This window comes from Variovorax paradoxus (assembly GCF_000834655.1).
Classification (GTDB): Bacteria; Pseudomonadota; Gammaproteobacteria; order Burkholderiales; family Burkholderiaceae_C; genus Variovorax; species Variovorax paradoxus_F.
Window position 1 is genome coordinate 14,946 of record NZ_JXQQ01000005.1, and the last position, 16,178, is coordinate 31,123.

The window sequence follows — 16,178 nt, forward strand, 5'->3', positions numbered from 1 at the left end:
CCAAGTCTGCAGACCCGGCGCGCCGCTGGAAATGCGGCATTCGCGCACCCAGCCTCAGGCACAGACTGAGGCTCCCGTGCTACCTTGCGGCCCACCATGCGATTCGATCTCACCGACCTCAGGCTCTTCATCCACGTCGTCGAGGCCGGCAGCCTCACGGCCGGCGCGGAGCGCTCGCACATGACGCTCGCCTCGGCCAGCCAGCGCGTGCGCGGCATGGAAGACGCGCTCGGCAGCCCTCTCCTCACCCGCCATGCGCAGGGTGTGCGCCCCACCGAGGCCGGCCGTACGCTGCTGCACCATGCGCGCGTCGTGCTGCAGCAGATGGAGCGGCTGCGCGGCGAGCTCGGCGAATACGGCCAGGGTTTGAAGGGCCACGTGCGCTTCATGTGCGGCACCTCGGCGCTGACCGAGCACCTGCCCGAGGTGCTGAGCCGCTTTCTCGCGCAGCACCCGCGCATCTCGGTCGACCTGGAGGAGCGGCCGAGCCCCGACACCGTCGATGCGCTGCGCGCGGGCCTGTGCGACATCGGCATCGTCTCGGACGCGATCGATTCCGAGGGCCTCGAATGCCATCCCTTCCGCCGCGACGACCTCGTGCTCGTGATGCCGCGCGGCCATGCGCTGGCCGCGCGCCGCCGCGTGCACCTGGCCGAAGTGGTCGACGACGAATTCGTCGGCCTGCCCGCGGACACCGCGCTGCAGCAGCTGCTGACCGGCCACGTCCGCGCCCTCGGCAAGCACCTGGCCTACCGCGTGCGCGTGCGCAACTTCGAGGCGGTGTGCCGCATGGTCGAGTACGGCATCGGCGTGGGCATCGTGCCGCAGACCGCGGCCGAGCGCTGCGCCCGCTCGATGAAGATCGCGCGCGCCTCGCTCGCCGACGCCTGGGCCGAGCGCACGCTGATGGCCTGCGTGCGCTCGTCCGAAGACCTGCCGATCAACGCGCGGCGCATGCTCGAGCACCTGATCGCGCCGCCGGAAAAAGCTACGAAGAAGTGACCGGCCGCCCCTGCCGCGCAAGCGCCGCCACGAAGGCATCGAAGGCTTCGCTGCTGGTCTTTCGCGGCACGTAGCCGAAGCGCTCCTTCAGCGCGGTGTTGAGCAACACCGGCCGATAGCGAAGAAAGTCGAGCTGCTCCGGACCGTAGCGGCTGACGCCCAACGCAGAGCCCACCGCGAGCGCCGCCTTCAGCACGCCGGCCGGCCAGTCGGTCGCCTGCTTGCCCAGGCGCGATGCGATCTCGTGGATCGTGAGCGCACCGTCGCCCGCGAGGTTGTAGCAACCGGCCGGTGCATCGCCGAGGGCATGCGCGATGGCGCCCGTCACGTCTTCGTCCCACACGAACACGAACGGGCTCGCGCTGCCGCGGATCGCGATCAGCCGCTTCTTCTCGAACAACGCGGTGATCTGGTTGTCGACCCGTTCGCCGAGGATGGTGCCGATGCGCAGCACCGTCTGCGCGAGCGCGGGGTGCTTCTCGCGATAGTCCGCGAGCATCTCCTCGACCTGCCGCTTGTGGTCGGCGTACGCGAACACCGGGTTGCCCCGCAGCGGCTGCGACTCGGTGATCCACGCCGGGTTGTCCGCGTGGTACCCGTAGGCCGCACCGCTGGACGACACCACGATTCGCCGCACGTCCTGCGCCACGCAGGCTTCGAGCACGTTGCGCGTGCCGCCCACGTCGACCGAGTGCTCGAAGGCTCGGTTCGAGTCCTTGCCCGGCGTGACGATGGAGGCCAGGTGCACGACGGTGTCGATGGCGTATTCGGCCAGCGTGTCGCCGATGCCGGCATCGCGCACGTCCTGGCGGCGATAGGCCACGCCCGGCAGTTGCCGCCCTGCAGGCACCTCGCGCACATCGAGCGCCACCAGCGCCTCGAGCGATTTCCCCGCCAGCGCCGCGAGCACGCCGCGCCCGAGGAACCCATCGCCCCCCGTCACGAGCACGCGGCGCGCGCTCATGGCGTCGCGGGCTTGCGCCCCCACCAGCTCGCGAGCGCGAGGCCCGCGATGATGTCCCAGAAGCCCCACACGCCCGCCACCACCGCCATGCCGCCGAGGCCGCCGAAGAAGCTGAAGATCAGCACCAGCCCGAGCCCCGCGTTGCGGATGCCCACCTCGATCGACACCGCCCGCCGGTCGTAGTCGCCCAGCCCCGAGAGCCGCGCGCACAGGTAGCCCGTGCCGAAGGCCAGCGCGTCGTGGATCACCACGGCCATCAACACCAGCCCCACGTAGTCGAGAAAGTAGCGCCAGTTGCCCGCGATGGCACCGACGATGAAGGCGATTAGCGCGAGAAAACTCAATATGCGCGCTGGCTTCTTGATGCGTGCAGTGAGCCGCGGCAGCTGGTGCGCGCAGGCCACGCCCAGCACGAACGGAATGCCGATGATCATCACGATATGGCCCAGCATGTCGAGCGGGTCGAGCGCGATGGTCTTCAGCAGCGCCGAGGCCGTCGGATGCAGCCCGCCCCAGAACGCGAAGTTCAGCGGCATCACGACGATGGAAAGCGCATTCGAGATCGCCGTCATCGACACCGACAGCGCCACGTTGCCACCCGCGCGGTGCGTGAGGATCTGCGAGATGTTGCCCGGCGGGCAGCATGCCACCAGGATCATGCCCAGCGCGATGCTCGGCCCCGGCTTCAGGATGAGCGTGAGCGCGAAGGTCACGGCCGGCAGGACGATGAACTGTGCGCCGATACCCACCGCCATCGCGCCGGGCATACGCGCCACGCGCCTGAAGTCGTCGATGCGCGTGTCCAGCGCAATGCCGAACATCAGGAAGCCCAGCACCACGTTGAGCAGCACCAGCGAGGCGGGGTTGAAGTGAAGGCGGATCTCGTCGACGGGCAGCATGGGTGTCGTGGCCTCGTTCAGCGTGGATCGGCCAGCGCCGCCGAGGCGCTGCGCACCGCCGCGCGGTAGGTGTCCTTGTGCACGTAGTACGCCATGCGTTCGAGCTGCAGGTACTTGTAGCCACCCGAGAGGTCGGGCGCCGGACCCTGCACCGCCGCGCGCAGCGCCTCGGCCTTGGGCGATCCGTCGGCTCGCGCGCGGAAGTAGCGCGCCAGCAGTTCGGCCTGCTCGTAGCGCCCCTGCCAGCCGATGCCGCTCGCCTCGATCATGCCGAGCACGCCGATGCTCTCGAAGCGCGGCGAGAAGATGTTGAGGTACAGCCGCGGTGACATGCCCTCCCAGTTGAGGAATTCGCGATCGATGAACGGGTAGTGCAGCGCGTAGCCCGTCGCGGCCAGGATCAGGTCGTAGTCGCGCGCGCTGCCGTCCTTGAAGTGCACCGTGTGCCCGTCGAGCCGCGCGATGTCGCCGCGCACGCCGATGTCGCCGTGGCCCACGTGATGCAGCACCAGCGAATTCACGATCGGGTGCGACTCGTACATCCGGTAGTCGGGCTTGGGAAACCCGAAGCGAACCGGATCGCCGGTAAACCACTTGAGCACTGTCGCATCGACCCGCTGCTTGAGCCATGGCGGCAGCGGCCGCTTGCCGCCCAGCGTGTCGGCCGGCTTGCCGAACACGTACTTCGGCACGAAGTAGTAGCCGCGCCGCACCGAGATGTCGACGCTCCTCGCGTAATGCACCGCATCGACCGCGATGTCGCAGCCCGAGTTGCCCGCGCCGACGATCAGCACGCGCTTGTCCTTGAAGAGCTCGGGGTGCTTGTAGTCGCTGGTGTGCAGCAGCTCGCCATCGAAGCGGCCCTCGAACTTCGGGCGCTTGGGTTCGGCGAGCGTGCCGTTGGCGATGACCACGCCCTTGTACTCGGCGGTCTCCGCGCCCCCTGCGCCGGTGTCGATGGTCACGCGCCAGCGCGTGTCCGGCGCATCGCTCACAGGCGCCACGTGCAGCACGCGCGTGTTGAAGCGAAAGTGTTCGCGCAGCCCGAAGCGGTCGGCGAAGTCGCTGAAATAGCGGCGCAGCTCGCGATGGCTCGGGTAGTCGGCCACCGTGTCGGCCATCGGGAACTCGGCGAACTCGGTGGTGCGCTTGCTGGAGATCAGGTGTGCCGAGTGATAGACCGTGGAGCGCGGGTTGTCGATGTCCCAGAGGCCGCCCACGTCGCTGTGCGCTTCGAAGCCCTGAAACGGAACGCCGTGCTTCTGCAGGTTGCGCGCCCCGGCCAGGCCGGAAGGGCCGGCGCCGATGAGGGCGATCTTCTCGTGGGTGGGCGTGTTGTCTGCCATCAGGTGGGTGGAGGTTTTTCGGAAAGGCCTGGAATGGCGGTGGCGCCCGCCTCGCCCAGGCGCGGCTTGCGCGGCTGACCGCGCAACAGCCGGTCGTGCAGTTTCCCGGGCAGCAGGTCCAGCAACTTCGAGAGCCAACCGATGCGGCGCGGCAGCACGATCTGCTCGCGCCCCGCACCCACGCCGGCCAGCAGCTGGTGCGCGGCCTCGTCGGCTTCGAGCAGGCCCGGCATCGCGAAGCGGTTGCCCGCGGTCAAGGCGGTGCGGATGTAGCCGGGGCTGACGGTGTGCACCGTGATGCCGGTTTCGCGCAACTCGGCGCGCAAACTTTCGAGATAGCGGATCAGCCCCGCCTTGCTCGCGCAGTAGGCGCCGTTGCCCGGCATGCCGCGCCAGCCCGCGATGCTGGCGACGCCGACCAATGCGCCACCTCGCTGCGCGCGCATCGGCTTCACGAACGGCTGGAAGGTGGTCGCCGCGCCGAGCAGGTTGATCTCCAGCATCCGGCGCAGCACCGCGAGGTCATCGGCCTCGGCCGTATCGAAGCCGCCCGCCACGCCCGCATTCGCGATCACAAGGTCCGGCACGCCGGCCCTGGCCATCCAGTCGATGGCCATGGACTGCATCGCAGCGCTGTCCGACACGTCGGGCGCGTAGGCTGCGCATCGCCCGGGTGCCAGCGCAACCAGCGCATCGAGCTTGCCCACATCGAGCCCGACCAATGCCACCTCTGCACCGTCGTCGATCAGCTCGCGCGCCAGTGCCTGGCCGAGGCCACCACAGGCTCCGGTGAGGACGACGTTGCGAAACGCAAGGGGCATGGGTGAAGAAGCGGCGAGTGGCAAGACGCAGTCACTTTAGCCGCGCACCATCGGCGCGCTTCCCGGCGTTTTCCCTTGCGCGGCACGGGTGGTTCAGGTGACGTCCACCGCCACCTGCCCCGGCGTCACGACGCTGATCACGCCGCCCCACACGCACTGCAGCGTGCAGCCGTCGTGCAATGCGGGCATGCCACCGAGCTGCACCATCGCAGCCCCTGGGGTCCACGGCGCGGGCGTCACCGGCACGCAGGGCATCGGCGTCAACACGCCGGCCGCGGCCGCCGTGGCCGATGCCACCGAAGGATTGGCGGGACTGCGGCACATGCCGAAAGGCGTGATGTTGAGAAAGGGCACGCTGTCCTGCACGTTGCCCGGCGGCCCCGCGGGCATCGCGACCACCTTGGGCGTCGCGTTGAACGCCGAAGGCGCAAGGCCCATCGAGCACGAGACCTGGGCACCGCTGCACACCTGCTTGGGCATTCGCACGCTCCTTCGATCGTTCGTTGCGGGACGGTTTGCACCGGTTCCAGCTTAGCGGCGCACCCGTGGAGTTCAAGCGCCAGGCGGCAGATTCGTGCTCGGCTACACGGCCGATGGAGGTTCGTCGTACCTCCACAGGTCTAGCGCCGATGGCCTGATTGCGCTGGCCAGACCCCGGGAATATGGTTGCGCTCCCCGATCCCGAGGGATGCTTTTCGAAGGGTGCAAGGTGATCGACACAGCGCTTGCTTTCATCGCCGACGAGGTCAATGCCCACCTGCGCAAGCGCACGGGCAGCGAACTCGGTGCCGTGGACATCGGCCCGCTGGTGGACGACCGCGGCAACTGGGTCGGCGCGGTCGACACCACGCGCCTGACGCTGTTCCAGATCGACGAAGAGCGCGTGCTGCGCGAGCAGATGCCCGAGCGCGCCATCGTCGCCGGCCGCGAAGTGATGCTGCCGCCGCCGCTCAAACTCAACCTCGTGCTGCTGTTCTCGGGCCGCTTCCAGCAGTACGCACAGGCGCTGCGCACGCTCTCGCACATCATGGGTTTCTTCCAGGCGCGGCCGCTCTTCACGCCGGCCGACAGCCCTGCATTGCCGGTGGGCCTGGAGCGCGTGGCGCTCGACCTGCTGAGCTACGGCCCCGAGCAACTGAACCAGATGTGGACCTGCCTCGGCGCCAAGCACTTGCCCTCGGTGGTGTATCGCCTGCGGCTGGTCGCGCTGCAGGACATGGAGCCGATCGGCACCGGCATGCCGGTCACGTCGATCCAGACGTCCCTGCACGGACGCTGAAGACCATGGCACGCATCGACTTTCGCCCGCTGTGGACCGTCGAGGTGCAGCACGCCTTCTTCGGCGGTGCATGCGATGCCATCGAGTTCGTCGTGCCGCCCGCCACGCAGCGCGCGCTCGCCGGCGCGCACGCCATCGCAAGGCAACGCGACGGCCGACTGCATGTGCTGTACGAAGCCGACGAAAGCGGCCGGCCGCTCTCTTTGCTCGCCGGCCGCAGTTTTATCTTCGGCCTGCGGCCGCGGGAGCCGTCGTTCGAGCTCATCACCGTGCCCCTGGGCCTGCCGCCGGGCGACACGGCGCTGTGGCGCAACTCGCCCGATGCCGATGCACTCACCGGTCCCGCAGTTGTGCGAATGAGCGGCGAGCAGCTGCGCATCGAGCCGCGCTCGGCGCAGCGCCCGCTGACATTGCGGCTCTTCGATGCCACCGACACGCAGCGCGCGCAGGCCGTGCTCAACATCGGCGACGAGGCCTGGACGCCCTTGGGCCTGTTCACCCGCGGCATCTGGCGCATCGAGGAAGACGACGGCAACGCGCCGCCCCAGAGCTGGCGCCTGCAGGTCGAGCCCGAGCTGGCGGGCGCCTGGGGCCTGATCGAACTCGCGGTGGACGCTGGCCACATCGCCGCCGGCCACGCCTTCACGCTCGCCTTCGCCGCACGCAGCGACACGCTGCGCTACTACGTCGTGGCCAGCCGCTTCGGCGAGGCCGAGTTCAACCAAGTGCAGGTGCTGGACAACGGCTTCGCCGCCGAGTCGCGCCCCGCGATCCAGTTCAACCGCGTGCTGCCCGCCGCCTTCGGCGCCGGCCACCTGGCGCCCGGCTTGCTCGACCCCACGGGCAGCGCGCGCATCGCACTGTTCGAGGCCCAGGCCAGCGTGGCGCGCCGCGCGCGCGGGCCGTCGGGGCTGGAACTGCACCGCAACGGCGACCTGCTGATCGGCAACCTGCCGCAGCCCGGCGCCGACCGACCCGACGCGCAATTCGTCGTCCACCTCTCGCAATCCTGAATCACTTCCCAAGCACAGCAAAGGAGCCTTCGCCATGCCGACCTACCGCACGCCCGACGTCTACGTCGAAGAGATCTCGGTCTTTCCACCTTCGGTGGCAGAGGTCGAGACCGCGATCCCGGCCTTCATCGGCTACACCGGGCAAGCCCGCAAGGTGAGCGCTGGCGACCTGTCCAACCGGCCGACCAAGATCTACAACTTCGCCGAGTACGAGCAGTACTTCGGCGGACCGGATGCGCCCGACATCGACGTGGCACTGGTGGCCGACGGCCCGGGCTTCATCGCCACGGTCACACCGCCCGACATCACCTACCTCATGTACTACGCGGTCAAGATGTTCTTCGACAACGGCGGGGGCAAGTGCTACATCGTCTCGGTGGGCGGCTATGCCGACGCCATCGACCTGGCCGACTTCACCGCCGGCCTCGACGCCGTCGCGCTGGAGGACGAGCCCACGCTGCTCGTATGCCCCGAGGCCGTGCAGCTGGGCGGCACGGGCTACGACACCATGTCGCAGAACATGCTGATCCAGTGCGGCACGCTGAAGGACCGCTTCGCGATCCTCGATCTCTTCGGGGGCGAGGCCGCGCAGGACAACACGGCGCTAACCGCCAACCGCGCGCGCGTGGGCAACAACAACCTGAAGTACGGCGCGCTGTACTACCCGTTCCTGCGCTCGAGCTTCAACCATGCGGTGACAGACCTGGGCACCAATGTCAACGTCACCATCGACGGCGGCGCCGCGGCGACGCTCGACACCCTGCAGACCACCGCCACGGCAGCCTTCAACGCCGCCAAGGCGGCGCTGCTGGACCACTACATCGTGCTGCCGCCCAGCGGCGCGGTCGCCGGCGTGTATGCCGCCACCGATACCGCACGCGGTGTGTGGAAGGCCCCCGCCAACGTGGGCCTGGCCGACGTGGTGGAGCCGACCGTGCGGCTGGACAACGCGCACCAGGACGAGCTGAACGTCGACGCCACCACCGGCAAGTCGATCAACGCGATTCGCGCCTTCGCGGGCAAGGGCACGCTCGTGTGGGGCGCGCGCACGCTGGCCGGCAACGACAACGAGTGGCGCTACGTGCCGGTGCGGCGCTTCTTCAACATGGTCGAGGAGTCGGTCAAGAAGAGCACCTACTGGGCCGTGTTCGAGCCCAACGATGCCAACACCTGGGTCAAGGTGCGCGGAATGATCGAGAACTACCTGACGCAGAAATGGCGCGAGGGGGCCCTTGCGGGCGCCACCACCAAGGACGCCTTCTTCGTGCGCTGCAGCCTGGGCACCACGATGAACGCGCAGGACATCCTGGAAGGCCGCATGAACGTGGAGATCGGCATGGCCGCGGTGCGGCCGGCCGAGTTCATCGTCCTGAAGTTCTCGCACAAGCTGCAGACCAGCTGATAGCGATCGATTGAACGAACCCTCAAGGAGCCGACGCCATGCCGCAGCAATACCCTCTTCCCGTCTTCCACTTCACCGTCCAGTGGGGCGGCACACGCCTGGGCTTCTCCGAAGTCAGCGGGCTCACGCAGGAGAACCAGGCCATCGAATACCGCGACGGCTCGTTCCCCGAGTACTCGTCGATCAAGATGCCGGGCCTGCGCAAGTTCAGCAACGTGACGCTCAAGCGCGGGATCGTCAAGGCCGACAACGACTTCTTCAAGTGGCTCTCCACCGTCAAGCTCAACCAGGTGGAGCGGCGCGACGTGGTCATCTCGCTGCTCAATGAAGAGCACGCGCCGGTGATGACCTGGAAGATCCACAACGCCTTCCCGGTGAAGGTGGAAGGCCCGGGCCTGAAAGCCGCGGGCAACGAGGTCGCGATCGAGTCGATCGAGATCGCGCACGAAGGGCTCGAGCTGCAGAACGACTGACGGACCGATCGGCAGGCCCCGTCATGTTCACGCCCCCTCTGGGCTTCCACTTCAGGGTGGAAGTGCTCGGCATCACGCCCGTTGCGGACGACCTCCGGTTCACCGAGGTCGGCGGGCTCGCGCTGGAGATCGCCACCGAGGACATGCCCGAAGGCGGCGAGAACCGCTACGTGCAGCGCTACCCCGGCGTGGCCAAGTACGGCGACCTGGTGCTCAAGCGCGGGCTGCTCAAGGACAGTGAAGTGTGGAACTGGGCGCGCCGGTGTATCGAGGAACTCGACATCACGCCGCGCGACGTGGACGTGACGCTCCTGAACCCCGATCACGACCCGCTCATGACCTGGCATGTGGTGGGCGCCTTTCCGACCAAGTGGTCGATCGCCGACCTCAATGCATCGGCCAACACCTTCGTCGTCGAGACGCTGACGCTGGCCTACAAGTATTTCCGGATCGACAAGAGCTGAAGGAGCCTTCCATGCCCATCGTCGTCGATGAAGTGGTGATCACGGTCGAGGTCGGCAATGCGGCCGGCGGCGGAACCGCGACGCCGCCCGCGCCGGCGGACGACCGGCAGGCGCTGGTGGCGGAGTGCGTCGAGCGGGTGCTCGAGATTCTTCGTGATCGGGAGGAGCCGTGAAATGAAATCGCAGCTGTCGATTCGCGCCTGGCTGGGTCATTCAGGGCGCGATCCCGTCGACGGGGTACCTTGCTCCGCGAATGTCCCCCGGCCTTCGGCCTCCTCCTTTAGTTCGCTGCGCAAGGCACCCCATCGGCGTGCTCGTCATTCAGTGCGGTGGTTGATCGGCCAGCACAACGACGGCGCCTTGCGTGCGCAGGGCATCGGGTGCTCCCCGCAGCGAAATCAAGGAGGAGGCTGCAGGCCGGGGGACATTCGCGGAGGGGAGTACCCGGTGGCCTGCGCACGCGCCCCGAACACACGCGCCTCGAACGCACGCGCCGCGAGATGGAGTCACTGACATGCCCTCAGGACATCTAGAAAAACTGCTGGTGCAGGCCTTCACCACGCCCGACTGCGCACCCGGCAGCCAGATCGGCACCTTCGAGTCGTACGTGAACCCGAGCGAGATCACGCTCGCCTACGAGATGGAGTACGACGCCGCGCAAGGCTCGGGCACCACCGGCAGCCGCATGGACTTCAAGAAGGTCAAGCCCGGCGACATGTCGCTGAACTTCTTTCTCGACGGCACCGGCGCCAACGGCGTGAAGATCGATGTGCAGGAGCAGGTCGAGAAGTTCCAGACCGTCACCGGCTACAACGGCGACATCCACCGGCCCAACTACCTGCTGGTGGCCTGGGGCACGATCCAGGTCAAGCGCTGCGTGCTCAAGAGCGCATCGATTGCGTACAAGCTCTTCAAGGCCGACGGCACGCCGCTGCGCGCGACCATCGCCGCCACCTTCGTCGATGCGGTGGAAGACCAGACGCGCGTCGCGCTCTCGCAGGATTCGTCGCCCGACCTCACCCATGTGCGCGTGCTGCGCGCCGGCGACACGCTGGCCGCCCTGTGCGCGCAGATCTACGGCGACCCCGCGCTCTACCTGAAGGTGGCGCGCGCCAACAACCTGGACGGCGTGCGGCACCTGCCGGCCGGCACGCGCGTGCGCTTTCCGCCGCTGCGCAAGTGAGCGAAGGACGAAACATGCCCAACGCCGTCGCGCCCCCTCCGCCCGCGCCCGCCAAGCCCGCCGAGCGCACGCTCCCCATCAGGGCCGAGCACCGCGAATTCACCGTCAAGGTGAACGGACAGTCCGTGCCGCGCGAGCACGCGCTGCACTCGGTGAGCGTGGTGGCCACGGCCAACCGCATCGCTTCGGCGCAGCTCGCATACGTCGATGGCGCGGCGGGCGCGGGCGACTTTCCGCTGAGCAAGCTCGACCTGGTGAAGCCTGGCGGCACCATCGAGATCCTGGCGGGCAACGGGGCCGACCCGACGCTGGTGTTCAAGGGCCTGATCGTCGGACAGCGCCTGCGCATCCGCGAGGCCTCGTCGTCGATGCTGGTCATCGATTGCCGCCACGCGGCGACCAGGCTCGCACAGGTGCGCCGCAGCGCGAACTTCTTCGACCAGACCGATGCCGATGTCATCGAGTCGTTGCTGGGCGCGGCCACCATCGAGGCACAAGTCGATGCCACCACGGTCACGCACGCGCAGCTGGTGCAGCACGACTGCACCGACTGGGATTTCATCGTGACCCGGGCCGCCGCCAACGGGCGCATGGTCTTCACGCGTGGAGAAAAGCTCGCGGTGAGCGAGCCCGCGATCGGGGCTTCGGCGGTGCAGCTCCAGTTCGGTGCCACGCTGCTCGAATTCGATGCGGGCATCGACGCGCGCATTCAGGCGCAGGCCGTCAAGACCGTGAGCTGGAACCCGGTCGACCAGGCGGTCGAGGAGCAGGAGGGTGAAGCACCCGCCTTCAAGTCCACCGGCAACTTCCAAGCCGACGCGCTCGCTGCCGATGCGGGCATGGACACCGTGCGGCTGCCCCACACCGCCCTCGACGCCCCCGAAGGCGTGGCGCTCGCGAGCGCGGTGCGGCAGCGCACGGCGGTCGATCTGGCGAGCGGGCGCGCGATGTGCATCGGCATCGCGACCGTCCAGCCCGGCGACACCGTCAAGCTCGGCGGCGTGGGCGACCGCTTCAGCGGCGACGTGCTCGTCACCGGCGTGCGGCAGGCATTCGACACGCAGAAGGGCTGGAAGACGCACCTGCAGTTCGGCAGCGCCGAGCCCGACCCCGGGCTGCGCGAACGCCTGCAGCGCCAGCGCGCCGCCGACCTGCTCGCGCCCGCGGCCGGCCTGCAGCTGGGCGTGGTCACCGACAACGAAGACCCGCAGGGCGAATTCCGCGTCCGGGTGCGGATGCCGCTGGTGAACGGCGGCGACGACGGCGTCTGGGCCCGCGTGGCCGCGGCCGACGCGGGCAGCAGCCGCGGCCTGTTCTTCCGCCCGGAGATCGGCGACGAGGTGCTCGTCGGCTTCCTGGACGACGACCCGCGCCACCCGGTGGTGCTGGGCATGCTGCACAGCAGCGCCAAGGCCGCGCCGCTCGCGCCGAGCAACGACAACCACGTCAAGGGCTACACGAGCCGCAGCGGCATCACGCTCGCCTTCGACGACGAGAAGAAATCGCTCACGCTCGCCACGCCCGCGGGCAACACGCTGGTGTTGGACGACCAGAGCGGCGGCATCACCATCAGCGACAGCAACGGCAACAAGATCGTGCTGTCGGCGTCGGGCATCGCCATCGAGAGTGCGAAGGCGTTCTCGGTGAAGGCGAACACCGAGATGAAGTTCGAGAGCGTCGTGGGTACCGACGTCAAGAGCGTCGGCGTGGTCAAGGTCGCGGGCTCGGCGCTGCAACTGGGGTAAGCCATGGACGACACACCGCTCTTCCTCGGCCGCGGCTTCGGCTTTCCGCCGTCGTTCGCGAACGGCCAGGCGCGCATGGTCGAGGACGAGGTGGACATCCAGCAAAGCCTCGCGATCCTCTTCGGTACGGCGCCGGGCGAACGCGTGCTGAATCCGAAGTTCGGCCTGGATCTCTCGCCGCTGCTCTTCGAGCCGTTGAGCACCACGCTGCGCACGCTGCTCGAAGACCGCATCACCACCACGCTGCTGATCCACGAGCCGCGGATCCGCGTGCTCGCGCTCGCGGTGGACGATTCGCGCGCGTTCGAGGGCTTGCTGCAGATCCGGCTCGACTACACGGTGCGCAGCACCAACACCCGCTTCAACCTCGTGTTCCCCTACTACCTGGGCGATGCGAACGAGCTGCGTGAACGCGTGGTGCCCGCGTTACCGGCAAGGAGCTGAGATGGCCGCCCAAGACCTCCTGGCCGCCTTCGCCGCCGCACCCGGCACGGCGCAGGCCGAGCGAGACGATCCGCGCCTCGCGCCCGCGTCCACCCCGATCGACGACCGCAGCACCGCGCAGCTGCTGCAATCGCTGCATGCATTGGCCGGGCTGATCCAGCATCACGAGCAGTGGCCCGTGTCGGCGACGCCCGGCAACTGGCAGTCGTACTTTCCATCCGGCGACATCGCCGCGCTCGAAGCGATGGTGCAGGGCACCGACGGCAAGCAGCAGCCACATCACGGCCTGCTGATCGCGTTCCTGCAGCTGCTGGCCCGGCCGCAGGCCCGGCTGAACGACTTCACCGCGCAGCACCTGAACTACCAGATGCAGCGCGTGCTGGGCTTTGCCGCCCGCGGGCCGCAGCCGGACCGTGCGCACCTGGTCTTCGAGCTCAAGAAAGGCGCGGCGCCGGTCGAGATCGCCGCGCCGCAACTGTTCTCCGCAGGCAAGGATGCGAGCAAGGTCGAGCAACTGTTCGCGCCGGTGCGGGCCACTGTGGTGGGCCGCGCACGGGTGGCACGGCTCGCGAGCATCGTGCGCGACGGGCAGCGGCTGTTGTTCGCGCCCGTGGCCAATTCGGCCGATGGACTGGGTACGCCGCTCTCGCCCGCCGCACCGCACTGGCCGCCCTTCGGCCGCACGGGACTGCCGGCCGCGCCCGTGGGCTTTGCCATCGCTTCGCCGCTGCTGCGTCTGGCCGAAGGCGCGCGCACGGTGCGGCTCAAGTTGCGGCTGTCGGGTCTTCCCACGGGAGTGAGTGCCTCGGCGCTCGCCGCTGCCTTCGATGCCCACCTCACGGGCCCGACCGGCTGGATCGGCCCGCTGCCGATGAGCGGTACCTTGAGCGGCGACCTGCTGACGCTCGAAGTGGCCGTCGGCCCTGCGCAGCCTGCCGTGGTCGACCACAGTCCCGCAGTCCACCTTCACGCTTTCCCTGCCGCGCTGCCCGTCATTCAATGCCTGCTGAAACCGGGTGCCGAAGTCGCCTATGGCGCGCTCGAAGACGTGACCGTGCGCAGCGCGAAGGTGACGGTGAGCGCCGACGACATGCGCGCCCTCACGCTGGAGAACGACGACGCGCCGCTCGATCCCAGGAAGGCCTTCCTGCCCTTCGGTGCGCAACCCACGGTCGGCTCCCGCTTTCACGTCGGGTGCGCCGAGGCGCTGGCCAAGCCGGTCACCTCGCTGGCGATCCGCCTCGCCTGGCAAGGCGCACCGGCCGACCTGTACGACTGGTACGAAGGCTATGCACGCCGCGGCACGATGAGCAACGGCGTGAGCGCCGCCACCAGCTGGCGCGATGCCTCGGGCACGGAGCACCAGGCCGCCAACATCACGCTGATCGCGCGCGCTCCGGCCCCCACCACGCTGAACGTGATCGCCGGCGCGGCGAGCGGCCTCCAGGCCTATGCACCGGCGATGCAGATGCAGTCGCTCTTGCACGGCGGCAGCGCGATGGCGGCGCATGCGGCGGTGTCGATGCAGGTGGCGCAGCCGGTGGCGCGGTCGATGTCGTTCATGTCGAGGCCGGTCGCCGGGTTCAACGGCATCGGCGCGATCGCCGACATCACAGGCATCACAGGCATCACGGTCATCCCCGGGCTCTTCGGGAGCCTTTCGAACTCCGCGCTGGCCGCGGCCACGCCCACCGCACCGCGCGCGGGCTTCGTCACCGTCTCGCTGATCGACGACCTGCTGCACCGCGACTTCATGCGCGATGCCACCTCGGCCGCGACCGCCGTGCCGCCCAAGGTGCTGAACCCGCCCTATACGCCGAAGGTGCAGGAGATCACGCTCGGCTACGCGGCCGAGAGCGACGAGAGCCGCCTGGCCGATCCGTCGCAGGCCGCGTTCACCGACACGGACGTGCAGTTCTTCCAGATCGATGCACTGGGCCTGGCGCGCGAGCACGCGTGGCTCGACACGCGCCGGCCGTGGGCGCCGCAGCGTGGCGTCGGCCTGCTGCCGGCGCATGCGGCGTCGGCCGAGTTCCTGATCGCACTCGACGGCGCGCAGGCCGGCGATTCGCAGAGCCTGCTGATCCAGGTCGCCGAAGGCACGGCCGATCCGTTGGCCGAAGCAGCGGCCATTCAATGGTCGGTGCTCGCCGACAACGCCTGGCGCACGCTGGGCACCGGCGAACTGATGCAGGACGACACGCGGGGCCTGCGCGCGAGCGGCCTCGTCGGCTTGGTGCTGCCGCGCGAAACCACCACCGCCAACACCCGCCTGCCCGCCGGCCCCGTGTGGCTGCGCGCGACCACGGCGGGCGCGCCGCACGCGGCCTGCGACATCGTGGGTGTGCACGCCAATGCGGTCGAGGTGGTGTTCGCCGACCGGGGCAACGACCCCGCGCGCCTCGCGCGAGCGCTCCCGCCCGGCAGCATCGCGAAGGCGCGCACGCCGCTCGCGGCGGTGAAGTCCATCGCCCAGCCCTACGCCTCGTTCGGCGGCGCGCTGCAGGAAGACGACGCCTCGCTCTCGCGCCGCGCCGCCGAGCGGCTGCGCCACCGCAACCGCGCGGTGAACCGGTGGGACTGCGAGCGGCTGGTGCTGCAGGCCTTTTCCTCGGTGCACCGCGCCAAGTGCATTCCGCACGCGAGCGAGAGCTCGTGGCTCGCGGCCGGGCACCTGACGATGGTGGTCGTGCCCGACCTGCGCAACCGGCCGACGGGCAACCTTCTGCAGCCGCGCGTCGACCTCGACACGCTCGCGCGCATCCGCGAGCACCTCGCGGCGCGCTGCGGACCGCAGACCCGCGTGCATGTGCGCAACCCCGGCTACCGGCCGGTGCAGCTCGATTTCAAGGTGCAGCTGCGGCCCGGCTTCGGCTTCAACTTCTACGGGCCGCAGATCGACCGCGCCATCGTGCAGGCGCTCTCCCCGTGGGCCTTCGACAGCGCGACCGAGCTGGGCTTCGGTGGGCGCGTGGTGCGCTCGGAGCTTCTGGATTTTGTCGAAGCGCTGCCGTGGGTGGACTTCGTCACCGACTTCCGCCTGGCGCTCGAAGGCGACACGCGCGACCGCGACGAACTCGTGCCGGACTCGCCCGACGCGATCCTGGTCTCCGCGCCCTCTCACCGCATCGTGGAGATCTGAG

General features: G+C 69.0%; 16 protein-coding genes. 11 read left to right on the top strand and 5 right to left on the bottom strand.

The genetic code is table 11. The annotated features are described in order from the left end of the window. The first annotated feature begins 96 nt into the window (after nt 1–96). The gene (locus tag RT97_RS01275; RefSeq protein WP_042576977.1) at nt 97–1,002 is read left to right on the top strand and encodes a LysR family transcriptional regulator; all 906 of its coding nucleotides are present in this window, start codon (nt 97–99) and stop codon (nt 1,000–1,002) included. On the opposite strand, the gene RT97_RS01280 is transcribed toward RT97_RS01275, so the two are convergent. The 5 genes from RT97_RS01280 to RT97_RS01300 all read right to left on the bottom strand — a co-directional run bounded on the left by RT97_RS01280 (nt 989) and on the right by RT97_RS01300 (nt 5,512). Next, a complete protein-coding gene (locus RT97_RS01280; RefSeq protein ID WP_042577032.1) occupies nt 989–1,966 on the bottom strand; it encodes an SDR family oxidoreductase in 978 nt (325 codons plus the stop codon). The two genes, RT97_RS01275 and RT97_RS01280, sit on opposite strands and share 14 nt — an antisense overlap. Further along, complete coding sequence (locus tag RT97_RS01285) at nt 1,963–2,865, bottom strand: bile acid:sodium symporter family protein (RefSeq protein WP_080898124.1); 903 nt, start codon at nt 2,863–2,865, stop codon at nt 1,963–1,965. Before RT97_RS01285 ends, RT97_RS01280 begins: the two co-directional genes overlap by 4 nt. 17 nt (nt 2,866–2,882) lie before the next feature. Continuing rightward, the gene (locus RT97_RS01290) at nt 2,883–4,211 is read right to left on the bottom strand and encodes a flavin-containing monooxygenase (RefSeq protein WP_042576978.1); all 1,329 of its coding nucleotides are present in this window, start codon (nt 4,209–4,211) and stop codon (nt 2,883–2,885) included. Beyond that, entirely contained in the window at nt 4,211–5,032 is an 822-nt protein-coding gene (locus RT97_RS01295) for an SDR family oxidoreductase (protein WP_042576979.1), read from the bottom strand. Before RT97_RS01295 ends, RT97_RS01290 begins: the two co-directional genes overlap by 1 nt. Before the next feature lie 93 nt (nt 5,033–5,125). Further along, complete coding sequence (locus RT97_RS01300; RefSeq protein WP_042576980.1) at nt 5,126–5,512, bottom strand: DUF4280 domain-containing protein; 387 nt, start codon at nt 5,510–5,512, stop codon at nt 5,126–5,128. Between the two features lie 229 nt (nt 5,513–5,741). Between RT97_RS01300 and RT97_RS01305 the strand changes: the two genes are divergently transcribed. From RT97_RS01305 to RT97_RS01345, 10 genes are all read left to right on the top strand, one after another. Then, a complete protein-coding gene (locus RT97_RS01305) occupies nt 5,742–6,311 on the top strand; it encodes a DUF4255 domain-containing protein (protein WP_042577034.1) in 570 nt (189 codons plus the stop codon). Between the two features lie 5 nt (nt 6,312–6,316). After that, nucleotides 6,317–7,324 (top strand): hypothetical protein, encoded by a 1,008-nt coding sequence (locus tag RT97_RS01310; RefSeq protein WP_042576981.1) that lies wholly within the window; start codon nt 6,317–6,319, stop codon nt 7,322–7,324. Between the two features lie 34 nt (nt 7,325–7,358). Continuing rightward, on the top strand, nt 7,359–8,726 hold the full coding sequence (locus RT97_RS01315; protein ID WP_042576982.1) for a phage tail sheath family protein: 1,368 nt from the start codon (nt 7,359–7,361) through the stop codon (nt 8,724–8,726). Between the two features lie 38 nt (nt 8,727–8,764). After that, nucleotides 8,765–9,199, top strand: coding sequence for a phage tail protein (locus RT97_RS01320; protein ID WP_042576983.1), 435 nt, complete (start codon nt 8,765–8,767; stop codon nt 9,197–9,199). 23 nt (nt 9,200–9,222) lie between these two features. Then, nucleotides 9,223–9,663, top strand: coding sequence for a phage tail protein (locus RT97_RS01325; protein ID WP_042576984.1), 441 nt, complete (start codon nt 9,223–9,225; stop codon nt 9,661–9,663). Between the two features lie 11 nt (nt 9,664–9,674). Next, a complete protein-coding gene (locus RT97_RS33355) occupies nt 9,675–9,836 on the top strand; it encodes a DUF5908 family protein (protein WP_172672138.1) in 162 nt (53 codons plus the stop codon). Between the two features lie 341 nt (nt 9,837–10,177). Then, nucleotides 10,178–10,846 carry a CIS tube protein gene (locus RT97_RS01330; RefSeq protein ID WP_042576985.1) on the top strand — a complete coding sequence of 223 codons (669 nt, stop codon included), beginning with the start codon at nt 10,178–10,180 and terminating at the stop codon, nt 10,844–10,846. A gap of 14 nt (nt 10,847–10,860) precedes the next feature. Next, nucleotides 10,861–12,591, top strand: coding sequence for a type VI secretion system tip protein VgrG (vgrG, locus tag RT97_RS01335; RefSeq protein WP_052810513.1), 1,731 nt, complete (start codon nt 10,861–10,863; stop codon nt 12,589–12,591). A 3-nt stretch (nt 12,592–12,594) separates the two neighbouring features. Continuing rightward, nucleotides 12,595–13,035 carry a GPW/gp25 family protein gene (locus tag RT97_RS01340; RefSeq protein WP_042576986.1) on the top strand — a complete coding sequence of 147 codons (441 nt, stop codon included), beginning with the start codon at nt 12,595–12,597 and terminating at the stop codon, nt 13,033–13,035. 1 nt (nt 13,036) lies between these two features. Beyond that, nucleotides 13,037–16,177 carry a baseplate J/gp47 family protein gene (locus tag RT97_RS01345; RefSeq protein WP_042576987.1) on the top strand — a complete coding sequence of 1,047 codons (3,141 nt, stop codon included), beginning with the start codon at nt 13,037–13,039 and terminating at the stop codon, nt 16,175–16,177. Nucleotide 16,178 lies beyond the last annotated feature (1 nt).